Consider the following 24,063-nt stretch of genomic DNA (forward strand, 5'->3'; position numbering starts at 1 on the left):
GGACCCTATCCGTTCCGTGAAACCCGACCAATCTCCCCCCAGAGGTTGTTATGAAGGCGAGAGCGGAGCGAAACGGACGTTACCTTCAGGTTGCCGGGAGAAGACGCTTTCCGCGTCCTCGCTGGTGGTGGGCACCGGGACGCAACGGCGAATCCTGCCAGGCGCGGGGTGGACCGCGGTGGCCGACCGTGACCGGCCGGCCACCGCGGCGTCACGCGTCCGCGGCTCCCGTCGCGCCGGCCCGGTCACGCCCCGTGGCGAGCGAGCGGGCGGACAGGAACTCCAGCGCCGCCGACTTGAAGCCGGCCGCCGACACCGCCGTGCGGTGGTCGCGCTCGGGGATCCTTACCACCCGGGCGGCGGGCAGCCGTGCGGCCAGGGTTTCGGCCCCGGCCGCCAGGTCGTCGTGTTCGCCGAAAGCGAACAACACGGGGACTCCGGCCGGCAGCGGATCCGCGGTGAACGGGTGCGCTGTCTGGCCACGGACGCACGCGGCCAGCACGTCGGGGTCGTTGACCGGCAGTGCGGCGGCCGCGCGGAACACCGCGTCGAACGGGCCGTCCCCCGCTCCGCCGGTGGCCGGATTCCGGCCGGGCAGCGCGGCCGGACCGAAACCCCCGAGCACCGCGCGCCGCACCCGGTCCGGGTGGCCGGCCGCCAGCTCCCACGCCAGCCGGGCGCCCATCGAGTAGCCCAGCACGTCCACCCGCGGCTCCGCGAGCGCGTCCAGCAGGCGCAGCACGTCCTCGACCAGGCGCCCCGGCGTGTACCGCTCCGGGGAGCGCGGTCGCGGGCTGCGCCCGTGGCCGGGCAGGTCGGGGGCGATGGTGCGGAGGCCCCCGCCGTGCAGCGCGCGCAGCCAGCCGGTGAGCCCCCAGTTCAGGTCGGCGGTGGAGCCGAAACCGTGCAGCAGCAGCACGGGCGGGCGGCCGGGGCCGTGCGCCGTCTCCGCCGGGCGGGTGGGACCGCCCACGCGGTGCCACAGCGGCTCCTCGGCCGCGGGGTCCGAAGACGGCGCGGAGATGCCGGAGGTCATGCGGTTCCCCTTCCCGTACGTTTCACACCGAGCACTTTTCCCGGATCGCGCGACGCGGGCAACGGCCTTCCGCCCCCCGGCACGGCCGGGCTACTCCGGCGGTGGCCGCAGCCGCACCCGGCGGGCCGGCGGTTCCTCGGCGGGGACCGTCCCGACGATCCCGGGTCCGGGCGGCGGTTCCGGGCCGGTCGCGATGGTGACCAGCGGCGCGCCGACCGGCACCGTCTCGCCCTCGGCCGCGTGCAGCCGCGCGACCGTCCCGGCGTGGGGGGACGGGATCTCCACCGCGGACTTCGCGGTCTCGACCTCGACCAGCGGCTGGTTGCGCTCGACCGCGTCTCCGGGGTGCACCAGCCAGGCGAGCACCGCGGCCTCGACCAGGCCCTCGCCCAGGTCGGGCAGCAGAAAGGTGTGCGCGTGCGGATTCTCCATGGCGGACTCAGAACTCCAGAACGCGCTGCACGGCGAGCAGCACGCGGTCGACGGTGGGCAGGTACATCGGCTCCAGCGGCCCAGCGGGGTAGGGCACGTCAAAACCGGTGACGCGCTCCACCGGGGCGGCGAGCGACCGGAAGGCGCGTTCCTGGATCAGGGCGGCGACCTCGGCGCCGAGTCCCGCGGTCAGCGGCGCCTCGTGCACCACGACCGCCCGGCGGGTGCGGGCGACCGAGGCGGCCAGCCCGTCGGCGTCGATCGGCTTGAGCCAGCGCAGGTCCACCACCTCCAGCTCGACGCCGTCCTCGGCGGCCAGCCGGGCCACCTGCAGGCACCGGTGCACCATCGCGCCCCACGCCACCAGGGTCGCGTGCCGGCCGGGACGCGCCACCCGGCTGGTCCCCACCGGCGGGGCCGGGTCGGCGGGCGGGAACGGGCCGCGGTCCCAGTACCGGGCCTTGGGCTCCAGGTAGACCACCGGGTCGTCGGCGCGCACCGACTGCAGGAGCAGCCGGTAGGCGTCGGCGGGGTCCGACGGCGCGCACACCTTGAGCCCCGGCACGTGCGCGAACAGCGCCTCCAGGCTCTCGCCGTGGTGCTCGGGGGCCCGGATCCCGCCGAAGCTGGGCACCCGCAGGGTGATCGGCATCGGCGCGGCGCCCCGCGTGCGGTAGTGCATGCGGGCCACCTGGTTGACGATCTGGTCGATGGCCGGGTAGGCGAACCCATCGAACTGCAGCTCCGGGACCGGCCGCCAGCCGTTCATGGCCAGGCCGACGGCGAGGCCGACGATCCCGGACTCCGCCAGCGGCGTGTCGAAGACCCGCTGGTCGCCGAAGCGCCGTTGCAGGCCGTCGGTGACCCGGAAGACGCCGCCGAGCCGGCCGACGTCCTCACCGAAGACCAGGACCCGTTCGTCCTCGGCCAGGGTTTCGGCGAGGGCGCGGTTGATCGCCTGCTGCATGGTCAGGGCACCGGGCGGCGCGCCGCCCGGTGCATCCCCGGGCCGGTCGCCGCGCTCGCCGGCCGCGGCGGGGGCCGGAGCGGTCATGGCCGCACCTCCTGTACGTCGGCTACCTCCCGGGACCACGCGGCGCGCTGCCGCAGCAGCTCAGGCGTGGGTTCCCGGAACACGTGGTCGAACATGTCGGTGCCCGGTGGCTCGGGCGCCGCGCTGACGTCGTCGCGGATGGCAGCGACCCGCTCGCGGGCGGTGCGCTCGGCGGCGGTGAAGAAGTCCGGCCCCGCCAGGTGGTGCCGGCGCAGCAGTTCGGCGAGCCGGGGGAGCGGGTCGCGGCCGCGCCAGTACCGCTCCTCCTCCGGATCCCGGTAGCGGCCGGCGTCGTCGGACGTCGAGTGCGCGGCGAGCCGGTAGGTCCGGGCCTCGATCAGGGTGGGGCCGCCGCCCGCCCGGGCCCGGTCCACGGCTTCGCGGGTGGCGGTGTGCACGGCGACGACGTCGTTGCCGTCCACGACGACGCCCGGCATGCCGTACCCGGCGGCGCGGGCCGCGACCGACCCGCCGGCGATCTGGCGGTCATTGGGGACCGACAGCGCCCATCCGTTGTTCTGGCAGAAGAACACCACCGGGGCGCGCAGGACGCCCGCCATGTTCATCGCCTCGTGGACGTCGCCCTCGGAGCTGGCGCCGTCGCCGAAGTAGGCGAGCGCGCAGCCCGGCCCGCCGCGCAGCCGCTCGCCGAGCGCCCACCCGACCGCGTGCGGGACCGGTCCGCCCACGACCGCGTTGACGGCGCCGAAGCGCGAGCGCATCGGGTCGTAGTACCCGCCGTGCCAGAGCGCGCGGTGGCTGGCCAGGTAGCCGACCATGTCCACGCCGAACGCCACCGCCGCGGCCAGTTCCCGGTAGGTGGGGAAGACGAAGTCGGTGCCGCGGTCCAGCGCGAGAACGCTGCCGACCTGCGCGGCCTCCTGGCCGAGCAGCGAGACGTAGGCGGGGAAGACCCCCTGACGCTGCAGGGCGACGGCCTCGGCGTCCAGCAGCCGGGCGGTGAGCATGTGGTGGTAGCAGTCCAGCAGCAGGTCGGTGGGCAGCCCGCCGAGGTTGAAAGCCTCCCGTGGCGCGTGAACGGGGGGCATGTTCTCCCGTGGCGCGTGAACGGGAAGCATGTTCTCCCGTGGCGCGTGAACGGGGGGCATGTTCTCCCGTGGCGCGTGAACGGGGGGCATGTTCTCCCGTGGCGCGTGAACGGGTGGTGGCGCCCCCTGTGGCGGTTGGTGGGGGGACGTGGGATCGGAGACGGCGGCGATATCCGGGGCCCCCGCGAGCGTCGGGTCCGGCACCATGACGCGCTCCCTTCCGGCGACTGGCGGTATGCCCACGATTGTCGCCGGATGTTCGACAGACATGCCAGAGTCGCCCACGAACATGAGACGATCGGATAGTAGTGCCGCGCGCACGGCCGTGATCGTCCAATTCTGGGAGCCATGAAGCGGGGTGGATCCGACACGGTGCCAAGGGGGGCGCCCGCGCGGAGCCGTCAAGGGGTCAGAGGTCGGCGAACGGGTCGCGCGGCAGGCGGTCGTCGCCGAGTTCGGCGTCGGCGGCGTTGATGACCGTGATGTACTCCTCATCCACCTCGAAGTGGTGGCCGCCCAGTTCGAAGGTGGGAATGAGGTGGGTGTCGACGGGGCCGAGGCGGACCTCGCGCGGGAAGACCCGCCAGATCCGCTTCGGGCGGGTGCGGCGGAACAGCGCGGTGCTGAGCACGACCACACTGGTGTCGGTGACCGCGATCAGGAAGTGACTCGTCTCGTGCCACGAGGCGGGGAAGAGGTAGCGGATCGTGGCGTCGACGGGCAGGAAACCCCGCACCCGATCGCGCACGGCGGGACTGACCGGCACGGTGACCGCCTCCTCACACAGGGCGACACGGTGATCTCCCGATCGTACGCGGCCGACCGCCGGGCGGAGCGCGGTGACCCGGGAACACGCCGCGAACCGTGTTGACTGTCTCGCGTGTCGAGAAAAAGACGGACGTGTGACGGTGTCATCTGGTAATCCGTTCTCGGGCGTCCAGTTCAGACGCCGGACCGGGACGACGGGGGAGCCAGGCATGACGAACGGCGGGCGCCAGCGGGGTGGACGGCTGCTCGACTCCACGGACCAGGCGATCATCGACGCCCTCGCCGAGGACGCGCGTACCGGCATCTCCGAGATCGCGGCGCTGGCCAACGTCTCCCGTGCCACCGCCTACAACCGGATCCGGCGGCTCACCGACGAGGGCGTGATCCGCGGGTACTCCGTGGTCGCGGACCACACCAGGATGGGCCTCGGAGTCACGGCCCTCGTGCTGATCTCGGGCAGCCAGCCCGACTGGCGCGCCAACCGCGAGATCATCTCGGCCTACCCCGAGGTCGAGTACGCCTGGTACGTGGTCGGCTCCGCGGACATCGTCCTGCTGGTGCGGGTGGCCGACACCCACCAGTTGCGCGACCTGATCCTCACCCGGCTGCAGGCGCTGCCCGGCGTGACCGCCACCGAGACCCTCACCGTCATCGACGAGGTGGTGCACCGTCCGGTGGTCCGCCCGGCGGAGTGACGGCGCGGTGGCCGCGCGGAGGGCACGCGAGCGGCGGCGCGCCGTACCATCCGCGCGCGGGTGACCGACCGCTGTGCGGCCGTGCGCATGCGAGGGGCCGCGCGATCTGAGAGGATCGCTCTACCGGAACCTCAACGCTGGCAAGGCTTTCGAGCGTTTTCGATCACGCAGGACGCATCCGTGCGCAGCGTGCGGCAGCGGCTCCCCAGGCCAGCGCGGCCATACGGTCGGCGGCGGGCGGCGCGGAGCCTGGGTCCGGACGGACCGCTCCGGGGCGCACCCGGGACGGGCCGGAGAAACCCTTGCGCGATGCGCCGTGCTCACGGCCAATCTCACGGGAGAGAGAACGAGAATGTCCCCCAAGGTGCTGATCATCGGTGCGGGCCAGTCGGGTCTGTACTTCGGCCACCAGCTGCTCAACCAGGGCGTCGACGTCACGCTGATCACCGGCCAGACGTCCACCGAGATCCGCAACGGGCGTACGTCCATCACCCAGTTCTCCATGCCGTTCACCCGGGCGCTGGAAGAGCAGGCCAAGCTCGACCTCTGGCAGGACTCCGCACCGCGGATGGAGCGGGTGAACATGTCCCTGCGGCCCAACCAGGGGCCGGCGGTGCAGTTCTCCGGCTCCTTCGCGGGGACGGAGTTCGGCAAGCGGGTCGGCGCGCACGCCGTCAGCGTCGACCGGCGGGTGAAGATGGCGGACTGGCTGGAACACTTCGAGGACAACGGCGGCCGGGTGGTCATTCACGGCATCACCGAGTCCGACCTGGACTTCTTCGTCGGCCGCGGGATGTACGACCTCGTCGTCATCGCGGTGGGCGCCGGGGAGCTGGGAGCCCTCTTCGACCCGGACCCCTCGCGGTTTTCGGGCGCGCACGACCGGGTCGTGACGCAGGTCATGCTGCACGACGTGGAGTGGACCGACCCCAACGGTGCGGACGTGTACTCCATCGATGGCGGTGAGGTCTTCTTCATCCCCGTGCTGACCGACGAGGGCCCGGCGACCAGCATCACGATGCTGGCGAATCCCGGCGCCCTGCTGGACGCGACCGGGATCCGCGGCCGCTCCGCGGCGGCGGTGCTGGAGCGGATGCAGGATCTGCTGCGCCAGCACCTCCCCGACGTCTACGAGCGTCTCAGCGGCGCGACGGTGGAGGACCTGGTGGGCGGCGTGAAGAATGGCGCGAATTCGGCCATCCAGGCGCAATTCCGGCCGGGCGTCCGTAACCCGGTGGGGTGGATGGCGGGCAAGCCGGTGCTGGGAATGGCGGACGTCGTGGTGACGTCCGACCCGGTGTCGGGGCAGGGCTGGAACAACTCCACCTACTGCGCGCACGTCTACGCCGACGCCTTCGCCGCACACCATGGGCCCTATGACGAGAAGTTCATGAGCGCCGCGTTCGAGCGTTTCTGGGTGGAGCGCGGACAGCACTCCGCGGTCTTCTCCGAAATGGTGGACGGCTTCTGGGGCGGCGCGCTGCCGCCGCACTTCGGTGAACTGGTGGGCGCGGTGATGACCAACCAGGCGGTGGCCGACCGCTGGATCGGTGGATTCGACGACCCGGCCGACTACGCCCGCTGGATGTTCGACCCGGCGGCGTCCCGCGCCTACCTGGCCGAGGTGGGTGCGCTCCCGCCGCAGTAGGCCGCCGGATGAACATTCGTCCGCAGGTTCCGGATCGCTGGCGGTAGTTCGCCGGTAGCCATCGCCCCCTTCCCGCAACGGTGAATCCACCGCCGGGAAGGGGGTTTTTGTATTGCCCCTCTGTAGGTTTTTCCGCAACATCAGTAAAATGATCATCTGTGACATGTGGGACAAGACGGGCGGTTGTGTGGCCTCCTCCACAAACTGGTCCGTCTTTTTCCATGCGGTGCCCAGCGCGAAGTGACGTTCTCCCCGTCGGCTCCTAGACCTGCCCCCTCTACGACGAAAGAGAACCTTCACATGAGGTCGTTGTCGCTGGTCGCGGCGCCACCCCGAAGTGCTGTCCGAAATCCGGCGTCCCGGGGCGCGTCCGCGGCCCGCCCTCATGCCCGTCGTGGCCTTGCCGCCGCGACGGCTCCGCCGCCGCTGCCCGTCGGGCGCTCTCCGCCTCCACCGCCGGCTGCCATCCCGAGCGAGTGTCTCTCCCGTCCGAGTTCCATCAGCTCAAAAATCGAGGTTCTGCCGTGCCCGAAAATTGGTCCCCCGCCGAATTGACGGTCAACGAGAAGAACGATGCCCTCTACAGCCGCACCGTCCTGGCGCGCCTCTATACCCCGGTCGTCATCCGGTTCTCCCACCGCTTCGCCTGGCGGGTCTCCAACAGCGTGCTGCACCGTAACCACCGTGAGCACATCGGCCAGACCCACGTCACGGTGGGACCCGGCAACGGTTACTTCCTGAGCAAGGTGCCCGCGGACGCCCGGCTGCGGACCCTGCACCTGCTCGACATCAACCGCACCTGCCTCGACATCACCGAGGCGCGGATGCGCGACCGGTGCGAGGTCCACACCCACGAACAGGACGCGCTCAAGCCCTGGCCGCTCGCCGACGCCAGCGTGGACAGCGTCGACTCCCACATGGTCATGCACACCTTCCGCGGCAACAGCATCCATGCCAAGGCGGCGCTGGTGGCGGAGGCCGCTCGGGTGCTCAAGCCCGGCGGGAGGTTCTTCGGGTGCACCATCCTGTCCGAGGGAACCGGGATCCGGAAGAACTGGCTGGCGCGCCGGTTGATGGCCGTCTACAACGGCCGGAAGAACACCTTCTCCAACGCGGGCGACTCCGCGGACGACCTCCGCGCCGTCCTGGAGAAGCACTTCGCGCCGGGCAACGTGGACTTCCGGGTCGACGGCTGCGTGGGGATCTGGGTGGTGACCCGGTGAAGCGACCCAGCAGAGACCCCGCCGCACGACCCGCGATCATCGGTATCGGCTGCCGGCTGCCCGGCGGCCTGCACACGCCCACCGGGCTCTGGGAGGCGCTGCACAAGGGCGAGACGCTGACCGGTCCCATCCCCCAGGACCGGTGGGCACGGATGTCGGGCATGCTGCACGCGGACCAGCAGCCCGACCGGCCGTGGACGGCCGCGCTCATCGAGGACATCGATGCGTTCGACCACCAGGTCTTCGGCATCAACGCGCACGAGGCCGCGGAGATGGATCCGCAGCAGCGCATGATCCTGGAGGTCGTCGTGGAGGCGCTGGCCGATGCCGGGATCGCCCCGTCGTCGCTGGACGGCACCCGCACCGGTGTGTGGGTGGGGGCCGCCAACGTCGACCACGCCACGCTCGGCCTCGCCCCCGGCGAACAGGTCACCATGGTCACGGCCTCCGGCGTCTCCCACGCCATCCTGGCCAACCGCGTCTCCTACCAGTTCAATCTGCGCGGCCCGTCGATCACGGTCGACACCGCGTGCTCGGCCTCGGCCACCGCACTGCACCTGGCCCGCCAGTCGCTGGAGATCGGCGAGGTCGACACCGCGATCGTCGTCGGCTCCCAGATCACCCTGCTGCCCAGCGTCACCGCGGCCTTCGACGGTGCGGGCGTGCTCGCCTCCGACGGGCTGTGCCGGCCGTTCGACGCCGACGGCGACGGCTATGTGCGCGCCGAGGCCGTGGTGGTGACCGTGCTGCGCCGCCTCGGTGACGCCCAGGAGAACTCCGACCGGATCTACTCCGTCGTGCGGGGCAGCGCCGCCAACTGCGACGGCCGCTCCCCGGCCGGGCTGTACGCGCCGAACCCGCCCGCCCACGAGGACCTGCTGCGCGACGCCTACGCCGACGCCGGCATCGACCCGGCCGAGGTCGACTACGTCCAGTGCCACGGCACCGGCACCAAGGCCGGTGACTCCTCCGAGGGCCGCAGCCTCGCCCGGGTGCTCGGCCGTGACCGGGACGAGGCGCTGCCCATCGGCTCGGTCAAGGCCCTCCTCGGCCACGGTGAGGGCGCGGCCGGGCTGGTCGGGGTGGTCTGCACCGCCCTCGGCCTGTACCACTCGGTGCTCCCCCCGACCATCCACCACACCCGGATGCGGCCGACGCTGTCCCGGCTGCCGCTGCGCGTGGTGACCGAACCGGAACCCTGGCCTCGGTCGGGGCGGCCACGGGTGGCCGGGGTCAGCGCGTTCGGATTCGGCGGTGCCAACGTGCACATCGTCCTGGAGCAGGCTCCGGACGTCGCGCCCGGCGGCGAGGACCGGTCCGGCGGCGAGACGCACGTCGTCCCGGTCAGCGCCGCGTCCCACGAGCGCCTGGCCGCGACCGCCGCGGCCAGGGCGCCGGTGGTGGACGCCGAGCCGAACCTGGCGTCGGTGGCGGCGACCGCGCAGCACCGCCGCGACCACGCCGAGGTGCGCGCGGCCGTGGTCGCCGCCACGCCCGCCGAGGCCGCGGCGGCGCTGCGCGCGCTCGCGGAGCGGCGGCCGCACCCCGCGCTCGTCCCGGCGCGCACCGCGGCCCGGCGTCCCGGCCCGCTGGCGTTCATGTTCTCCGGCCATGGCTCGCAGTACGACGGCATGGCCGAGTACGCCTACCGGCGGTTCGCTCCGTTCCGGGAGGCGTTCGACGCGGCGCGCGCGGAGCTGGCCGCGGTGCTGGGGCGCGCACCCTGGCGGCCGGGCGAGCCGGTCGCGGACTTCGAGACCGCCCAGCACGCCATATGGCTGACCCAACTCGCCCAGACCGCGCAGTGGCGGCACTGGGGGTACCGGCCCACAGCCGTACTGGGACACTCGCTGGGCGAGGTCGCCGCCGCCCACGCGGCCGGCGCGCTGAGCCTGCCCGACGCCGCGCGGGTGGTCGCGGCCCGGTCCGCGCTGCTCGCCGAGACCGCGCCGCTCGGCGGGCTGCTCGTCACCGACCTCACCCCCGGGGCGGCCGAACGCGCCATCGCCGGGCAGGGGCTGGCCGGCACCCTGGTCGTCGCGGCCGTGAACGGCCCGGAGACCGTCGTCGTCAGCGGCCCGGAGGAGCCGCTGGAGGCGTTGCGCGCCTCCCTGGAGGAGCAGGGGCGCTACGCGCGGCGGGTCGCGCACGACGTGCCGGCGCACTCCCCGGCGGTCGAGGCGTTGCTGCCCCGGCTGCGCGCCGCGCTGGAGGGGCTGGCGCCGGTGGACACGGAGGGGACCGTCTTCCACTCCACCGTGGCGGGCGGACCGGTGGCGGGCTCCCGCCTGGACGCCGACTACTGGGTCCGCCAGCTGCGCGCCCAGGTGCGGTTCACCGACGCGCTGACCAGCGCCGTGCCGGCCGACGCCGCGGTGGTGGAGATCGCGGCGCGGTCCACACTGTCCCGCGGCGCCGTGCAGACCCTTGCCGGGGCCGACCGACCGGAGGCCGTCGTGATCGGGGCGGCGACCTCCGGGCAGCCCGACCACGAGGCGATGCTGCACCAGCTCGCGCAACTGCACACCACCGGCCGCCCGCCCGAGCGCTGGCTCACAGCGGCGGCCACGGCGCCGGTGGCGCTCCCCGTCGTCTGGCAGCGCGGCACGGAGGACGCCCCTGAGCAGACGGCCGACCTGCCCGCCGTTCTCGCCGACGACCGCCCGGACCCGGACGCGGTGCGGCTGGCCCTCGTCCGGCTGGTGGCCGACACGGTGGGAAGCCCCGCCGAGGCCGTGGACAGCTCCGAGCCGCTCCACCTGCTCGGCGTGACCTCGGTCGCCGTCATCGGCCTGCGCGACGCGATCCGCTCCGCGCACCCCTCTTTGGCCGCGTTCCCGGTGCACGTGCTCATGGACACCGCCACGGACCTGGCGACGGTGACCGACACGGTGACGGGGCTACGCGTCGGCCGCGCCCACTGACGGCGGCCCTACCGAGACCTGGGAGAGGAGACCAGAGCGGGCGGCGCACCGATGTGCGCCGCCCGCGGGCGTTGGCGGCCACGGCGGGACGGACCGGCCGCATGTCGACGGTGGCGTTCGCTTCGCCGCGTCCACCCGCTGAGCGGCCGGTCAAGCGAGCGGCGTGGTCGTGTGGCCGCGCTGACAGGCCGTGGTTCGAGTCGGCGGCCACCCCGGCGCCGCCGCACTTCCAGGCGGAGGGCTCCGAACGGCATCGTCCTGAGGCCGGGCGCACTTCGGCTTGGGAATGGCCGTGGGAGGGGCGATCCGCCGGTCGGAGGGCGGTGCCTGGTTCACCGTGTCCACCCGCTGGGCTGCCGGCGAACGCGGGCCGGTGCCCTGGCGCGGCGCCGGCGGGTACCGGTTTCCCCGGATCGGTGGGCAGTCGCGCCGTGGCCGTCGGGCGCTCGGTGGACGGACATGGCGGGCCGGCGGTGGGGGTGCCGCAGCACGGGCCGGTGAAGGGTGCGTGCGGTTGCGCCGGGCGGTGCGACCGGACTGGTCGAGCGGTTCCACCATTCGCCGTCGTGCGGTTCGAGGAGTGGGGCGGCCCCGAACGGCGTCGTCCCGAGTGCCGGGCACGTCGTGCCATCGGCTGTGGAACGCACCGCCCATGGCGCCTGAGGGCAGGGCCGGGTTCGCCGTGCCTTCCCGCTGGGGCGGGCCGGCGAATGAGCGGTGTGCCGCGTGGCCGTCCGGCGAAGGCTGTGGCCGTCGGGCGCCGGTTCGTGGACGAACCCGGCGGCGCGGTTCCGCGCGGGGTGCGGGCTGTGCCGGTCGGCCGGTGACGCTCTGTTCGATCGAGGGGTTCGGCACGGCAACGCGGTTCACCGTCCGTGCCCCCAACGGCGCGGTGCCGGAAGCCCGGGCACGCTCCGGCGTCGACCGCGGATTCCGGCCTCCGCGCGGTCTGATGGCGGTGCCCGGTTCGCCGGGGCTCCCCGCTGGGTGGCCGGTGGATGAGCGGTGTGCGGCCGTGGCCGCGCTGATAGGTCCCGGTTCGGGGCGGCGATCTCTTCCCAGGCGCCGCAGGAAGTCGGGTGGGGCCGTGAGACTCCCGGTCCGTCGGCACAGGTGGTCCGCCGGGAGGGGCGGCGCACGGTCGGCCACGGTACGCACGGCCCCCGCTCGTTCGCGCCGACGGGCACGGTGGCTCGCCGGACGGGGGCGGCTGCGGGCGGAGATACCGAGGTGTTCGTCACTGAAACGCGGTTTGCCGTCGTGTGCCACCGCGTGTCCGGTTCGCCGGAGGACGGGGTGGACGGCACCGGCCGGATGCGGCCGGGCTGGTCGGGGCGGGCCCGCCCGGGTGTGGTGGGAGTGGTGGTGGGGCGGGTGCTTCCGTCGTGCGGCAGGGACGGCCCGGCGCACGGCCGTGGGGAGCTGCCGTGTCTCCAGTACTATGCGCGTGCCCGGGGGGTTTCGGGGGATTTCGGGGATCTGGAGGCGATGTGGCCGAACGCGTGGTGGTCGACGCCGGGACGGCGGGTGTCAAGGCGGCGGTCATCGACGACGCCGGCCGGACGCTCGCACGGACGGTCGCCGACTATCCGACCCACCGGCCGCGCAGCGGATGGGTCGAGCAGGACCCGGCGGACTGGTGGACCGCCCTCGTCCGGGCCACGCGGCGGGTTCTCCCCGCAGCGCATCGAGTGGACGCGCTCGTCATCACCGGGCAGATGCAGGACCTGGTCCTCGTCGACGCCGACGGGCCGCTCCGCCCGGCGATCCTGTACAGCGACCACCGCGCCACCGCCGAGTACGAGCGGCTGCGCGCCGCCCTGGGCGACGAGTGGGAGCGCGTCACCCGCAATCCGCAGGACTCCGCGGCCATCGCGGCCAAGCTCCGCTGGGTGCGCGACCACGACTTCGCCGCGCTCGACCGGGCCCGCGGCGTGCTGCTCGGCGCACACTCCTTCCTCGTATGGCAGGCCACCGGCGACGCTCGGTGCGATCTGACGACCGCCTCCGCCACCGGCCTGCTCGCCGCCGCGGAGCGGCGCTGGTGGCCGGAACCGTTGCGGGCCGCCGGTGTGCGGACCGACCTGCTGCCCGCGCTGCCGCGACCCGGCCGATCCGGCGCCCGGCCGCTGCGGTCCGCCGCGGCCACCGAACTCGGGCTCCCCACCGGGCTGCCCGTGCTGCACGCCCCCGGCGACGCCCTCACCACGACCCTCGGCATCACCGGCGGCCGCCGCGACGCCGACTACGCCTACCTCGGCTCCAGCGGCTGGCTGGCCGCCGTCGTCGACGACCGGGCGGACCCCGAACTCGCCGGTGCCTACCGGCTGGCCACCGACGACCCCGCCGCCGAACTGCTCATCGCGCCCACCTTGAACGCCGGCTCCGCGGCCGACTGGGCTCGTCGGCACCTGCTCGACGGCGTCGGCCACGCGGCCTTCGAACGGGCACTGCACGGCGTGCACGCCGCCCCGCGCGGCCTGCTCGCGCTGCCCTACCTCGACGGCGAGCGGTCCCCGCACTCCGACCCGTGGGCCCGCGGCGTGTTCGTCGGCGTCTCCGGCCAGACCACCAAGGCACAGCTCGCCGTCGCGATCCTGGAGGGCGTCGCCTTCGTCCTGCGGGCACTACGGGAACGCGTCGTGGGCGCCGGTACCGACGCCGTGCTGCCGCTGTGCGGCGGCGGCAGCCGCTCCGACGTGTGGTGCGCCCTGCTCGCGAACGCGCTCGGCACACCGGTGCGCCGGGTCAGCGAGACCGACGCGGGGCTGCGCGGCGCGGCCCGGTACGCCCGCACCGTGCTGGGCGAGCCGGAGCCGCCGGACGACCCGGCCACGGACGCCGGCGGCCGGGTCTTCGCTCCCGATCCGGTCCTCGCCGAGCGCTACGCACGCGCCTACGCCCAGCACCGCCACCTGTACCCGGACCTGCGCGGCGTCATGGCCGACCTCGCCGAGCTGGGCGCGGACTCCGCCGCCCGCGACGAACGGCGCGAGCCCTGACGCACCCGCCGGTTCGCGACTGAGCCGCCGGTCCTCGGGTAGCGGGTCCTCCCGTTCGTCCGAGGATGAGGAGGCGACCCACGGTGCTCACCACGGAGGCCCGCACGCCCGCGGCACGGCTCGGCGACCACGACCTGACCGGAATCGACCTGTACTGGCGGGCGGCGAACTACCTCTCCGTCGGGCAGATCTACCTGCTCGACAACCCGCTGCTGCGCGAACCGCTCCAGCCCCGCCACATCAAGCCGCGGCTGCTCGGCCACTGGGGCACCACCCCCGGCCTCAACTTCATCTACGCGCACCTGTCGGCCCAGGTACGGCGGCGCGGCACCGACCTGATGTGGGTCATCGGCCCCGGACACGGCGGCCCGGCGGCGCTCGCGAGCGCGTGGCTGGACGGCGGCTACTCCGAGACCTACCCCGACGTCAGCCGGGACGCCGACGGCATGCGCCGGCTGTTCCGGCAGTTCTCCTTCCCCGGCGGCGTGCCCAGCCACGCCGCGCCCGAGACCCCCGGATCGATCCACGAGGGCGGCGAGCTCGGCTACTCGCTCGCGCACGCCTACGGCGCCGCATTCGACAACCCCGACCTGGTCGTCGCCGCCGTGGTGGGCGACGGGGAGGCCGAGACCGGGCCGCTGGCCGCCGGCTGGCTCTCCGCCCGCTTCGCCGACCCGGTGCGCGACGGCGCCGTGCTGCCGATCCTGCACCTCAACGGGTACAAGATCGCCGGTCCGACGGTGCTGGCCCGCATCCCCGAGTCCGACCTGGTCGCCCACCTCGAAGGCCACGGGTTCCGGCCGATCGTCGTCGCGGGGGAGGAGCCCGCCGAGATGCACCGCCTGATGGCCGACGCGCTCGATGCGGCCCTGGACGAGATCGCCGGCATCCAGCGCGCCGCACGGCACGGGGGCGTGTCCGGCACCGTCCGGTGGCCGCTGATCGTGCTGCGATCCCCCAAAGGCTGGACCGGCCCTGCGACGGTGGACGGCCGTCGGGTCGCCGGCACCTGGCGCTCCCACCAGGTTCCGCTGAGCGGGGTCCGCGAGAACCCGGAGCACCTGCGCCAGCTGGAGGCGTGGCTGCGCGGCTACCGGCCCGAGGAACTTTTCGACGCCGACGGCGCGCCGCGCCCCGAGGTGCTCTCGGTGGTGCCGGAGGGGCCGCGCCGGATCAGCGCGAACCCGCACGCCAACGGCGGGACGCTGCTGCGGGCCCTGGACCTCCCCGACTTCCGGGACTACGCGGTGGACGTCCCCGAACCCGGCGCCGGGACCGCGGAGGCCACCCGCGTGTGCGGGCGGTACCTGGCGGACGTCATCCGCCGCAACCCGCGCACCTTCCGGATCATGGGGCCGGACGAGACGGCGTCCAACCGCCTGGACGCCGCGATCGACGCGGCCGACCGCGCCTGGCAGCTCCCCCGGCTCCCCACCGACGACCACCTCGCACCCGACGGCCGGGTGATGGAGGTCCTCAGCGAGCATCTCTGCCAGGGCTGGCTGGAGGGCTACCTGCTCACCGGCCGGCACGGCCTGTTCAACTGCTACGAGGCGTTCATCCACATCGTGGATTCGATGTTCAACCAGCACGCCAAGTGGCTCAAGGTCAGCCGCGGGCTGCCCTGGCGGCGGCCCATCGCGTCGCTGAACTACCTGCTCAGCTCGCACGTCTGGCGGCAGGACCACAACGGATTCAGCCACCAGGACCCCGGGTTCATCGACCACGTCGTCAACAAGAAGGCCGAGGTGATCCGTGTCTACCTGCCCCCGGACGCCAACACGCTGCTCTCCACCGTGGACCATTGCCTGCGCTCCCGCGACTACGTGAACGTGATCGTGGCCGGCAAGAACCCGGAGCCGAACTGGCTGCCGATGGACGAGGCGATCGCGCACTGCACCCGCGGCGTGGGCGTGTGGGACTGGGCCGGAACGGAGGACGGCGGCGAGCCCGACGTGGTGCTGGCCTGCGCCGGCGACGTGCCCACTCTGGAGACGCTGGCCGCCGCCGACCTGCTGCGCCGCCACTTGCCGGACCTGCGGGTACGCGTGGTCAACGTCGTCGACCTGATGCGGCTGCAGCCCGCCGACGAGCACCCGCACGGACTGCGGGACACCGAGTACGACTCCATCTTCACCACCGACCGGCCGGTGATCTTCGCCTTCCACGGCTACCCCTGGCTGGTGCACCGGCTCACCTACCGCCGGCGCGGCCACCCGAACCTGCACGTGCGCGGCTACAAGGAGGAGGGCACCACCACGACGCCGTTCGACATGGTGATGCTCAACGACCTCGACCGCTTCCACCTGGTCATGGACGTCATCGACCGGGTGCCGCACCTGGGGGTGCGCGCGGCGGCGCTGCGCCAGCACATGGTGGACGAGCGGCTGCGCTGCCGGGCCTACACCCGCGAGCACGGGGAGGACGCTCCCGACGTGCGGGACTGGTCCTGGACGGCGCGGCAATGAGCGACCGGCGCGACGACCGGACGGGGGTGAGGACGTGCGCGTCCTCGTGGTGAACACCGGCTCGGCCAGCGTCAAACTCCGGCTGCTGGACGAGCGGGACGCCGTCCTGAAACGGCGGGACCTCACGGCGCGGGCGGGCCGGGTGCCCGCCGGGGAACTGGCGGACGCGCTCGGCGACTTCCCCCGCCCCGACGCGGCGGGGCACCGCGTGGTGCACGGCGGCGCGGAGTTCCGCACGCCCGTGCCGGTCGACGGCCGGGTGCTGGAGCGGCTGCGCGCGCTGGCCGGCCTCGCGCCGCTCCACCAGCCGGCGGCGCTGGCCGGGATCACCGCGCTGGAGGAGGCGCTGCCCGGACTGCCGCAGGTGGCGTGCTTCGACACCGCCTTCCACGCTGACCTCCCGTCCAAGGCGGCCACGTACGCCATCCCCCGACGGTGGCGGGAGGAGTTCGGCCTGCGCCGGTACGGCTTCCACGGGATCTCGCACGCCTACGCCGCGCGCCGCGCGGCGCACCTGCTCGGCGCGGACCCCGGACGGCTGGTGGTCGCCCACCTGGGCGCCGGTGCCTCCCTCGCCGCGGTGCTCGGCGGCCGGTCCGTGGACACCACCATGGGCTTCACCCCGCTGGAGGGGCTGGTGATGGCCACCCGCTCCGGTGACGTCGATCCGGGGCTGGTGCTGTGGCTGCTCCGCAACGGCCACCTGGAGCCGGGCGAGGTCGACACCGACCTGGAGCACAACAGCGGACTGGCCGGCCTGACCGGGAGCGCCGACATGCGGGAGGTGACCGCCCGCGCCGACCGGGGAGACGAGGAGGCCCGACTCGGCCTGGCCGTCTACCTGCACCGGTTGCGGGCGAAGACCGCGGCGATGGCGGCGGCGCTCGGCGGCCTGGACACCCTGGTGTTCACCGGCGGGGTCGGTGAGGGGGCGCCGCGGGTCCGCGCCGGTGCCGCCGAGGGGCTGGGGTTCCTGGGCGTCTCCGTGGATCCCGAACGTAACGCGGCGGCCACCGGCGACGCCGAGATCGGCGCCCGCGGTGCCCCGGTGCGGACGCTGGTGGTCACCGCGCGCGAGGACGTGCAGATCGCCGCCGACGTGCGGCACGCGCTCGGCGGCGGGGGTGACGCGCGGCGGTGACGCGGTCCCGCTCGGGCGCGGCGGCGGTCACGGCCCCGGACGCCGGTCAGCCGAAGAGCGACCGGTACCAGGTGTCGATGAGCGCGATCGGCACCCCCGCCAGCGCGACGAGCAGCGCGAGGATCCCCAGGGCGATCGGCCATCGGGAGTCCACCCGATCGGTGTAGTAACCGAACGCTATCGCCCCGGCGCCGCCGATTCCCAGCGCGATCAGGATCACCATCAGCACCGGCGCACCTCCGTCTCGGGCGGGATCGCCTGCGGGCGGCGATCACCCCGGTGACGGTCATACCTGCGCGGGATGCCGGACAATCGCCCAGGCGTGGCCGAAACCGGCCACGCCCCCACATAGCGGACGCCGGAATCACGAGGGCCACGACGGTGTCAGACCGGGTCCGCCTGCGCCGCCGCGTGCTGCCGCCCGGCCTCGGCGCCGAGCGCGATGGGCGCGGCCAGCCACTCGTCGGGCAGCCCGAAGGCCGACGTGAGACCGACGGCGTGCGGCCGCAGGCGCCGGCACAGCGAGTCGACCGCGGCGGTCACCGCCTTGGCGCGCGCGGGCGTGAGCCGGCCGTGCTCCAGGAACCAGGCGCGGTCCGCCTCCACCAGCGAGAGCACGTACAGGTCGCACAACCGGTCCAGCGCCCAGCGCGCGCCGGGGTGCACGCACCGGTCGATCGCCGCGATGAACGCCTCCAGCACCACCCGGTCGACGTGCGCGCGCCCGGCCCGGAGGACGTGGTCCTGGGCGTCGTTGAACGCCGCGAACGCCGCCTCCGGGTCGGAGCCCGCGCGCCGCAGCCGGCGGGCCAGCCCTTCGACGACGTGCCGTTCCCGGTCCTCCAGCAGCGCGTACTGCCACGCCCGGTCGTAGAGGTCCCCGTCCTCGCCGCGCCGGGGCGCGGCGCTGAGCAGCCGGTCGATGATCGCCCGCGCGGCGGTGCGCTCGATGACGACCCCCACGAACTGCCCGGCGGCGAACCGCACCATGCCGAGCGTGTCGAGGCTGCCGAACTCCTCGCGGTAGTTGGTGAGCAGGCCCTTGGCGACCAGCTGCAACAGCACGGTGTTGTCGCCTTCGAACGTGGTGAAAACATCGGTGTCCGCCCGCAGCTGCGGCAGCCGGTTCTCCGCGAGGTACCCGGCGCCGCCGCACGCCTCGCGGCACTCCTGGATGGTGCGGGTGGCGTGCCAGGTGGCCACGGCTTTCAGGCCGGCGGCACGCGCCTCCAGCTCCCGCTGCCGGTGCTCGTCGAGCGCGGCCCGGGTCCAGCCGTCGTGCAGCGCGGACACCAGCTCCTCCTGCGCGAAGTGCAGCGCGTAGCCGGTCGCCAGTGCCGGGAGCAGCCGGCGCTGGTGTGAGCGGTAGTCCAGCAGCGGAACCTCGCCGTCGGCGCCCGGGCGGCCGAACTGCCGCCGGGCGTTGGCGTAGCGCACCGCGATGGTCAGCGCGGCCTTCGCGGCGCTGCCCGCGCCGCCCGCGACGCTGATCCGGCCGCGCACCAGCGTGCCGAGCATGGTGAAGAACCGCCGGTTGGGGTTGGCGATCGGGCTGCGGTACGTCCCGTCGGGGGCGACGTCGCCGTACCGGTTCAGCAGCGCGGTGCGCGGCACCCGCACCCGGTCGAACCACAACCGGCCGTTGTCGACGCCGTTCAGGCCGGCCTTGTGGCCGCAGTCCTCGATCCGCACCCCGGGCAGCGGCCGGCCCGCGTCGTCGCGGATGGGCACCAGCAGCGCGTGCACGCCGTGCCGTTCCCCCTGCGTGACCAGCTGGGCGAACACCACGGCCATGCGGCCGTCGCGGGCGGCGTTGCCGATGTAGTCCTTGCGGGCGGAATCGTCGGGGGTGGTGATGACGAACTCCTCGGCCGCCCGGTCGTACTCGGCCGTGGTCCGCAGCCGCTGTACGTCCGAACCGTGCCCGGTCTCCGTCATCGCGAAGCAGCCCGGCAGTTCCAGGGACATGACCCGCGGCAGGTAGGCACGGCGATGCGGCTCGGTGCCGAGCGACTGAATGGCGCCGCCGAACAACCCCCACTGCACGCCGACCTTCACCATGAGCGACAGGTCGCACACCAGCATCTCGAACGCCACCATGGACGCCCCGACGTCGTCCCGGCCGCCGACCGAGGCGGGGAAGCCGTAGGACGGGATCTCGGTGGCCGCCAGTGCCGCGATCTGGCGGCCGACCCGTTCCCGGTGGGCGGCCGTGTCGAGTCCGTGGACGGGGGCGAACAGCTCCCCGCGCAGCGTCGAGCGCGCGGTGTCCCGCACGTGCGCCCAGCGGCCGTCGAGCAGCGTGCGCAGCGCCTCGACGTCGATGCGGTCCGGTTCGGTGGTGATCACCATGAGTCCCTTCCTGGCCGGTGCCGTCGGCTTGGCCATGCCCTTCGCCAGTGGTTGTGCTCCGTCCGGGGCGGGCTGACACCGCGGGCGGCCAGGTGATCCGTCCGGGACTTAGCCGGCTCCTGGGTATCCCTTAGCTGGATTTGTCATGTCAAATCGCCGTAGTTCGGTCTGAGTCCGGGAACAACTTCGAGCACTGCGATCAGCGGACGAGACAGGAAGGACTGCCATGCGCAGCTCGGTGCGGCCCACGACGCCCGGCCCGGTCGACCTGACCGTGCGGGACGTGCACGACGACGACCTGGACGCCATCTCCGACCTCGTCCACCGCGAGTGGCGGGAACGCAGCGAGCGCAACCCCGGACTGGGACTGCTCGCCACCGAGACGCGGCAGTTCCACCGCGCCCGGCTCGCGCACGGATTGGTCGACGGTGGAACGGTGTGCCTGGTCGCCGAGCGCGGCACCGAACTCAGCGGCTACCTGTTCGGCACCGTCATGCGGACGGTCCCCGACCACCTGCCCGCCCGCGACGTTCCCGTCGTCGCCCGCGTCCGCGACTTCTCCGTCACCCGCCCGGACGACTGGTGGGAGGCGGGCGGCGCGCTGCTGACCCAGGCGCGCCGCCGGCTGCGGCTCCTGGGCGCGCGCGCCTTGGTGATCGACTCCACGGGGGAGGAGTCGGGCAAGAAGGCGCTGCTGTGGCGTTCCGGGCTCACGCTCACCGGCGAGACCTACCTGGCCGATCTCGGCCGCCCCTGAGCGGACGCCCCGATCGCGGTACCTGTCCTCGCCCGTCTCCGCGCCCACCGGGGCGATGTCGGATTGGTCACCCCCGCCGCCCGGGTTCGGCGCGAGGTGAACCCGGGCACAGCATTCTGTACGTCCGCATTGGGGGTGCCCGATGGCCCGTCTCTCCGAGACCGACGTCCACGACTACGTCCGCGGTATCTGTTTCAAGACCGGTCCGCCCGGCCGCGTCGGCGTGGAGGCCGAATGGCTCGTCCACGACCCGCGGCGGCCCGGGGAACCGGTCCCGCTCGACCACCTGTCCGCGATCGTCGCCGAGGCGGGCCCGCCGCCCGCCGGCAGCGCGATCACCTACGAACCCGGCGGCCAGCTGGAACTCAGCTCGCCGCCCCAGGACGGCCCCGCCGCCGCGCACGCCGCCCTGACCGCCGACCTCGACCACGTCGAGGCGCCGCTGCACGCCGCCGGCCTGCGGCTGCGCGGCGTCGGCCTGGATCCGCACCGCGCGCCGAAGCGACAGCTCACGCTGCCGCGCTACCTCGCCATGGAGCGCTTCTTCGACGCCGGATGGCCCAGCGGCCGCACCATGATGTGCTGTACCGCGTCCCTGCAGGTCTGCCTGGACATCGGGGCCACGTCCGGGGAGGCCGAACACCGGTGGCGGCTGGTCAACCGGCTCGGTCCGCTGTTCATCGCGGCGTTCGCCAACTCGCCGACCTGGCGGGGCCGGCCGACCGGCTGGCGATCCACCCGGTGGGCGATCTGGGCGGCCATGGACTCCTCGCGCACCCGGCCGGTGCCCGCGGGAGACCCGGCCGAGGCGTGGGCCGACTACGTGCTGAACGCCCGGGTCATGACGATCCGCCGCGACGACCTACCGTGGCTCAGCGCCCCAGGACTCCGGTTCGGCGAGTGGCTGAGCGGCCCGGACCCGCTGCGTCCGACCATGGACGACCTGCAGTACCACCTGACGACGCTGTTCCCGCCGGTGCGCCCGCGGGGCTGGCTGGAACTGCGGATGATCGACGCGCTGCCGCAGCACTGGTGGCCGGTGCCGGTCGCCGTCGCCGCGGCGCTGCTCGACCATCCCAAAGCGACGGAGGAGGCGTTCGCCGCCACCGACGAACTGTGGCACGGCGGCGAGCCCGGCCCCGGGGACTGGCTGGCCGCCGCCCGCGACGCGCTGACCGATCCACGGCTGGCGGCCGCGGCCCGCACCTGCTTCGCGGCGGCCGCCGTCGCGCTGCCGGACCAGGGAGCCGCCGGGCTCGTGCCACTGGTGGACGCCTACCGCGAGCGGTACGTGGAGCGCGGCCGGTGCCCGGCCGACGAGGCACCGGGCCGACAGGCCGGCGAGGGAGGACGAGAATGACCGACCAGCAGACCGAGAACCGGCTCAGGGACCGCATCGCCGCCGGACTCGGGGAGGTGCGCGTCCGTAGCCAGGGGCTGACCGTGCACGCCCTCGACGATGCCGAGCTCGTCCGCCAGCACTCGCCGCTCATGTCGCCCCTCGTATGGGACCTCGCGCACGTCGGCAACTACGAGGAGCAGTGGCTGATCCGGGCGGCGCAAGGGCAGGAGGCGATCCGGCCGGACATCGACGTCCTGTACGACGCCTTCGAGAACCCGCGCGCCAAGCGGATCGAGTTGCCGCTGCTGTCGCCCCGCGAGGCACAGGAGTACAACGCGCAGGTCCGCCGCCGGGTCCTGGACCACCTCGACCGGGCGGCCTTCGACACCGGCGCCCCGCTGATCGACGGCGGGTTCGTCTACGGCATGGTCATCCAGCACGAGCACCAGCACGACGAGACCATGCTCGCCACCCACCAGCTGCGCCGTGGCGAGCCGGTGCTGCCCGACCCGGTACCGCGCCCGCGCGGCGCCGCGCCGGCCGGCCCCGGGCCGGCCGAGGTCCGCATCGAGGCCGGGCCCTTCACCATGGGGACCAGCGACGAACCGTGGGCCTACGACAACGAACGACCGGCGCACGTCGTCCACCTGCCCGCCTACCACATCGATACCGCCGCCGTGACCAACGCGCAGTACCTGGAGTTCATGGCCGACGGCGGCTACGACCAGGCTCGCTGGTGGAGCAGGGCGGGCTGGGAATGGCGCAACCGCTCGGCCAAGCGCGCCCCGGCGTTCTGGCGGCGCGATGCCGGGCAGTGGCTGCGCCGCCGGTTCGGGCGGGTCGAACCGGTTCCGCCGGACGAGCCGGTGCAGCACGTGTGCTTCCACGAGGCGGAGGCGTACGCCGCGTGGGCCGGCAAGCGGCTGCCCACCGAGGCCGAGTGGGAGAAGGCGGCCCGCCACGACCCCGCCACCGGCCGGTCCCGGCGCTTCCCGTGGGGCGACGCCGACCCGGGCGCGACGCATGCCAACCTCGGACAGCGGTTGCTGCGCCCGGCACCGGCGTCCGCGTTCCCCGCCGGCGCCTCCCCGTACGGGGTGCGCCAGCTGATCGGCGACGTGTGGGAATGGACCGCGACCGACTTCACCGGCTACCCGGGGTTCCGGACGTTCCCCTACCGCGAGTACTCGGAGGTGTTCTTCGGCGACGGGTACAAGGTGCTGCGCGGCGGCTCCTGGGCGACCCACCCGACGTCGGCGCGGGCGACCTTCCGCAACTGGGACCTGCCGATCCGGCGGCAGATCTTCGCGGGCTTCCGGTGCGCCCGCGATGCGGAGGACGCCTGATGTGCCGTCACATGGCCTACCTCGGGCCGCCGGTCGACCTGTACACGCTGCTGTACACGCCGGAACGCTCGCTGCACACCCAGTCCTACGCTCCGCGCGAGCAGACGCACGGAACGGTGAACGCCGACGGGTTCGGAGTCGGGTGGTACCCCGAGGCGGACCCGCGAGCCCCGGACCTGGACGGCGCCACGTCCGACGGTACCCGGCCGGCCGAGGCCCCGGCCCCGGTGCGGTACCGCAGGTCGATGCCCATCTGGGCGGACTCCTCCTTCGCCGATGTCGCGCGGGTGGTCCGGTCCGGCTGCGTCGTCGCCGCGGTCCGTGACGCCACCGTCGGTTTCCCGGTCGACGAGTCGTGCGCCCAGCCGTTCCGCGGCGACGGGTGGCTGTTCAGCCACAACGGGGCCGTCCGCGACTACGAGGCCCTCGCGGAGCGGCTCGGCACCCCGATCCCCACGGGAGTTCTCGACGCCCGCTCTCCCGTCGACTCCGCGCCCCTGTTCGCCCTGGCCGTGCGGCTGTGGCGCAAGGGCGAGCCGCTCGGCGACGTGCTGGCCGGCGTGGTGGAGGCGGCGTGGTCCTGCTCCCCGGGCCGCTACAACCTGCTCGCCGCGGACGGCGGCCGGCTGGCCGCCACGGCCTCCGGCGACACGCTGTACGTACGCCAGGGCTCCGACTCTGTCGTCGTCGCGTCGGAGCCCTGCGACGACGAGCCCGGCTGGCGGCGGGTGCCGGACGACTCCCTGGTCACGGCCACCGCCCACAGTGTCCGGATCACGCCCCTCGGGTGAGGGGCGGCCGGACGCGGGGGCGGACCCGTGGCCCG

The 24,063-nt window shown here is 73.8% G+C and carries 18 protein-coding genes; 11 read left to right on the forward strand and 7 right to left on the reverse strand.

Annotated elements, in window-relative coordinates:
* Positions 1–211: 211 nt before the first annotated feature.
* The 5 genes from ACFQRF_RS18255 to ACFQRF_RS18275 form a co-directional block, all read right to left on the reverse strand.
* On the reverse strand, positions 212–1,036 hold the full coding sequence (locus ACFQRF_RS18255; protein ID WP_379872322.1) for an alpha/beta fold hydrolase: 825 nt from the start codon (positions 1,034–1,036) through the stop codon (positions 212–214).
* 90 nt (positions 1,037–1,126) lie between these two features.
* Positions 1,127–1,468, reverse strand: coding sequence for a biotin/lipoyl-containing protein (locus ACFQRF_RS18260; protein WP_379872323.1), 342 nt, complete (start codon positions 1,466–1,468; stop codon positions 1,127–1,129).
* A 7-nt stretch (positions 1,469–1,475) separates the two neighbouring features.
* Positions 1,476–2,435, reverse strand: a complete 960-nt coding sequence (locus ACFQRF_RS18265; RefSeq protein ID WP_379872392.1) for an alpha-ketoacid dehydrogenase subunit beta — start codon at positions 2,433–2,435, stop codon at positions 1,476–1,478.
* A gap of 83 nt (positions 2,436–2,518) precedes the next feature.
* A complete protein-coding gene (locus ACFQRF_RS18270; protein ID WP_379872324.1) occupies positions 2,519–3,571 on the reverse strand; it encodes a thiamine pyrophosphate-dependent dehydrogenase E1 component subunit alpha in 1,053 nt (350 codons plus the stop codon).
* A gap of 409 nt (positions 3,572–3,980) precedes the next feature.
* The gene (locus ACFQRF_RS18275; RefSeq protein WP_379872325.1) at positions 3,981–4,337 is read right to left on the reverse strand and encodes a hypothetical protein; all 357 of its coding nucleotides are present in this window, start codon (positions 4,335–4,337) and stop codon (positions 3,981–3,983) included.
* A gap of 211 nt (positions 4,338–4,548) precedes the next feature.
* Between ACFQRF_RS18275 and ACFQRF_RS18280 the strand changes: the two genes are divergently transcribed.
* The 7 genes from ACFQRF_RS18280 to ACFQRF_RS18310 all read left to right on the forward strand — a co-directional run bounded on the left by ACFQRF_RS18280 (position 4,549) and on the right by ACFQRF_RS18310 (position 17,440).
* Positions 4,549–5,034, forward strand: a complete 486-nt coding sequence (locus tag ACFQRF_RS18280; RefSeq protein ID WP_379872326.1) for an Lrp/AsnC family transcriptional regulator — start codon at positions 4,549–4,551, stop codon at positions 5,032–5,034.
* A gap of 352 nt (positions 5,035–5,386) precedes the next feature.
* A complete protein-coding gene (locus ACFQRF_RS18285) occupies positions 5,387–6,682 on the forward strand; it encodes a styrene monooxygenase/indole monooxygenase family protein (protein ID WP_379872327.1) in 1,296 nt (431 codons plus the stop codon).
* Between the two features lie 524 nt (positions 6,683–7,206).
* Positions 7,207–7,905, forward strand: coding sequence for a class I SAM-dependent methyltransferase (locus ACFQRF_RS18290; RefSeq protein ID WP_379872328.1), 699 nt, complete (start codon positions 7,207–7,209; stop codon positions 7,903–7,905).
* The gene (locus ACFQRF_RS18295; protein WP_379872329.1) at positions 7,902–10,829 is read left to right on the forward strand and encodes a type I polyketide synthase; all 2,928 of its coding nucleotides are present in this window, start codon (positions 7,902–7,904) and stop codon (positions 10,827–10,829) included. The genes ACFQRF_RS18290 and ACFQRF_RS18295 overlap by 4 nt, the downstream gene beginning before the upstream one ends.
* Positions 10,830–12,319: 1,490 nt before the next feature.
* Complete coding sequence (locus tag ACFQRF_RS18300) at positions 12,320–13,831, forward strand: xylulokinase (protein ID WP_379872330.1); 1,512 nt, start codon at positions 12,320–12,322, stop codon at positions 13,829–13,831.
* A gap of 83 nt (positions 13,832–13,914) precedes the next feature.
* Positions 13,915–16,299 (forward strand): phosphoketolase family protein, encoded by a 2,385-nt coding sequence (locus ACFQRF_RS18305; protein ID WP_379872331.1) that lies wholly within the window; start codon positions 13,915–13,917, stop codon positions 16,297–16,299.
* Positions 16,300–16,333: 34 nt separating this feature from the next.
* A complete protein-coding gene (locus ACFQRF_RS18310; protein WP_379872332.1) occupies positions 16,334–17,440 on the forward strand; it encodes an acetate/propionate family kinase in 1,107 nt (368 codons plus the stop codon).
* A gap of 46 nt (positions 17,441–17,486) precedes the next feature.
* Here ACFQRF_RS18310 and ACFQRF_RS18315 read toward each other — a convergent pair whose 3' ends face one another.
* Both ACFQRF_RS18315 and ACFQRF_RS18320 read right to left on the reverse strand, forming a co-directional pair.
* Complete coding sequence (locus ACFQRF_RS18315) at positions 17,487–17,669, reverse strand: hypothetical protein (protein ID WP_379872333.1); 183 nt, start codon at positions 17,667–17,669, stop codon at positions 17,487–17,489.
* A gap of 155 nt (positions 17,670–17,824) precedes the next feature.
* A complete protein-coding gene (locus ACFQRF_RS18320) occupies positions 17,825–19,792 on the reverse strand; it encodes an acyl-CoA dehydrogenase family protein (RefSeq protein WP_379872334.1) in 1,968 nt (655 codons plus the stop codon).
* A 226-nt stretch (positions 19,793–20,018) separates the two neighbouring features.
* On the opposite strand from ACFQRF_RS18320, the gene ACFQRF_RS18325 reads away from it, so the two are divergent.
* The 4 genes from ACFQRF_RS18325 (at position 20,019) to ACFQRF_RS18340 (ending at position 24,028) form a co-directional block, all read left to right on the forward strand.
* A complete protein-coding gene (locus ACFQRF_RS18325) occupies positions 20,019–20,549 on the forward strand; it encodes a hypothetical protein (RefSeq protein ID WP_379872335.1) in 531 nt (176 codons plus the stop codon).
* A 142-nt stretch (positions 20,550–20,691) separates the two neighbouring features.
* Entirely contained in the window at positions 20,692–21,909 is a 1,218-nt protein-coding gene (gene egtA / locus ACFQRF_RS18330) for an ergothioneine biosynthesis glutamate--cysteine ligase EgtA (RefSeq protein ID WP_379872336.1), read from the forward strand.
* Positions 21,906–23,237, forward strand: a complete 1,332-nt coding sequence (egtB, locus tag ACFQRF_RS18335) for an ergothioneine biosynthesis protein EgtB (protein WP_379872337.1) — start codon at positions 21,906–21,908, stop codon at positions 23,235–23,237. The genes egtA and egtB overlap by 4 nt, the downstream gene beginning before the upstream one ends.
* Entirely contained in the window at positions 23,237–24,028 is a 792-nt protein-coding gene (locus tag ACFQRF_RS18340) for a class II glutamine amidotransferase (RefSeq protein ID WP_379872338.1), read from the forward strand. The genes egtB and ACFQRF_RS18340 overlap by 1 nt, the downstream gene beginning before the upstream one ends.
* Positions 24,029–24,063 lie beyond the last annotated feature (35 nt).

The organism is Marinactinospora rubrisoli, assembly GCF_042664915.1.
Classification (GTDB): Bacteria; Actinomycetota; Actinomycetes; order Streptosporangiales; family Streptosporangiaceae; genus Marinitenerispora; species Marinitenerispora rubrisoli.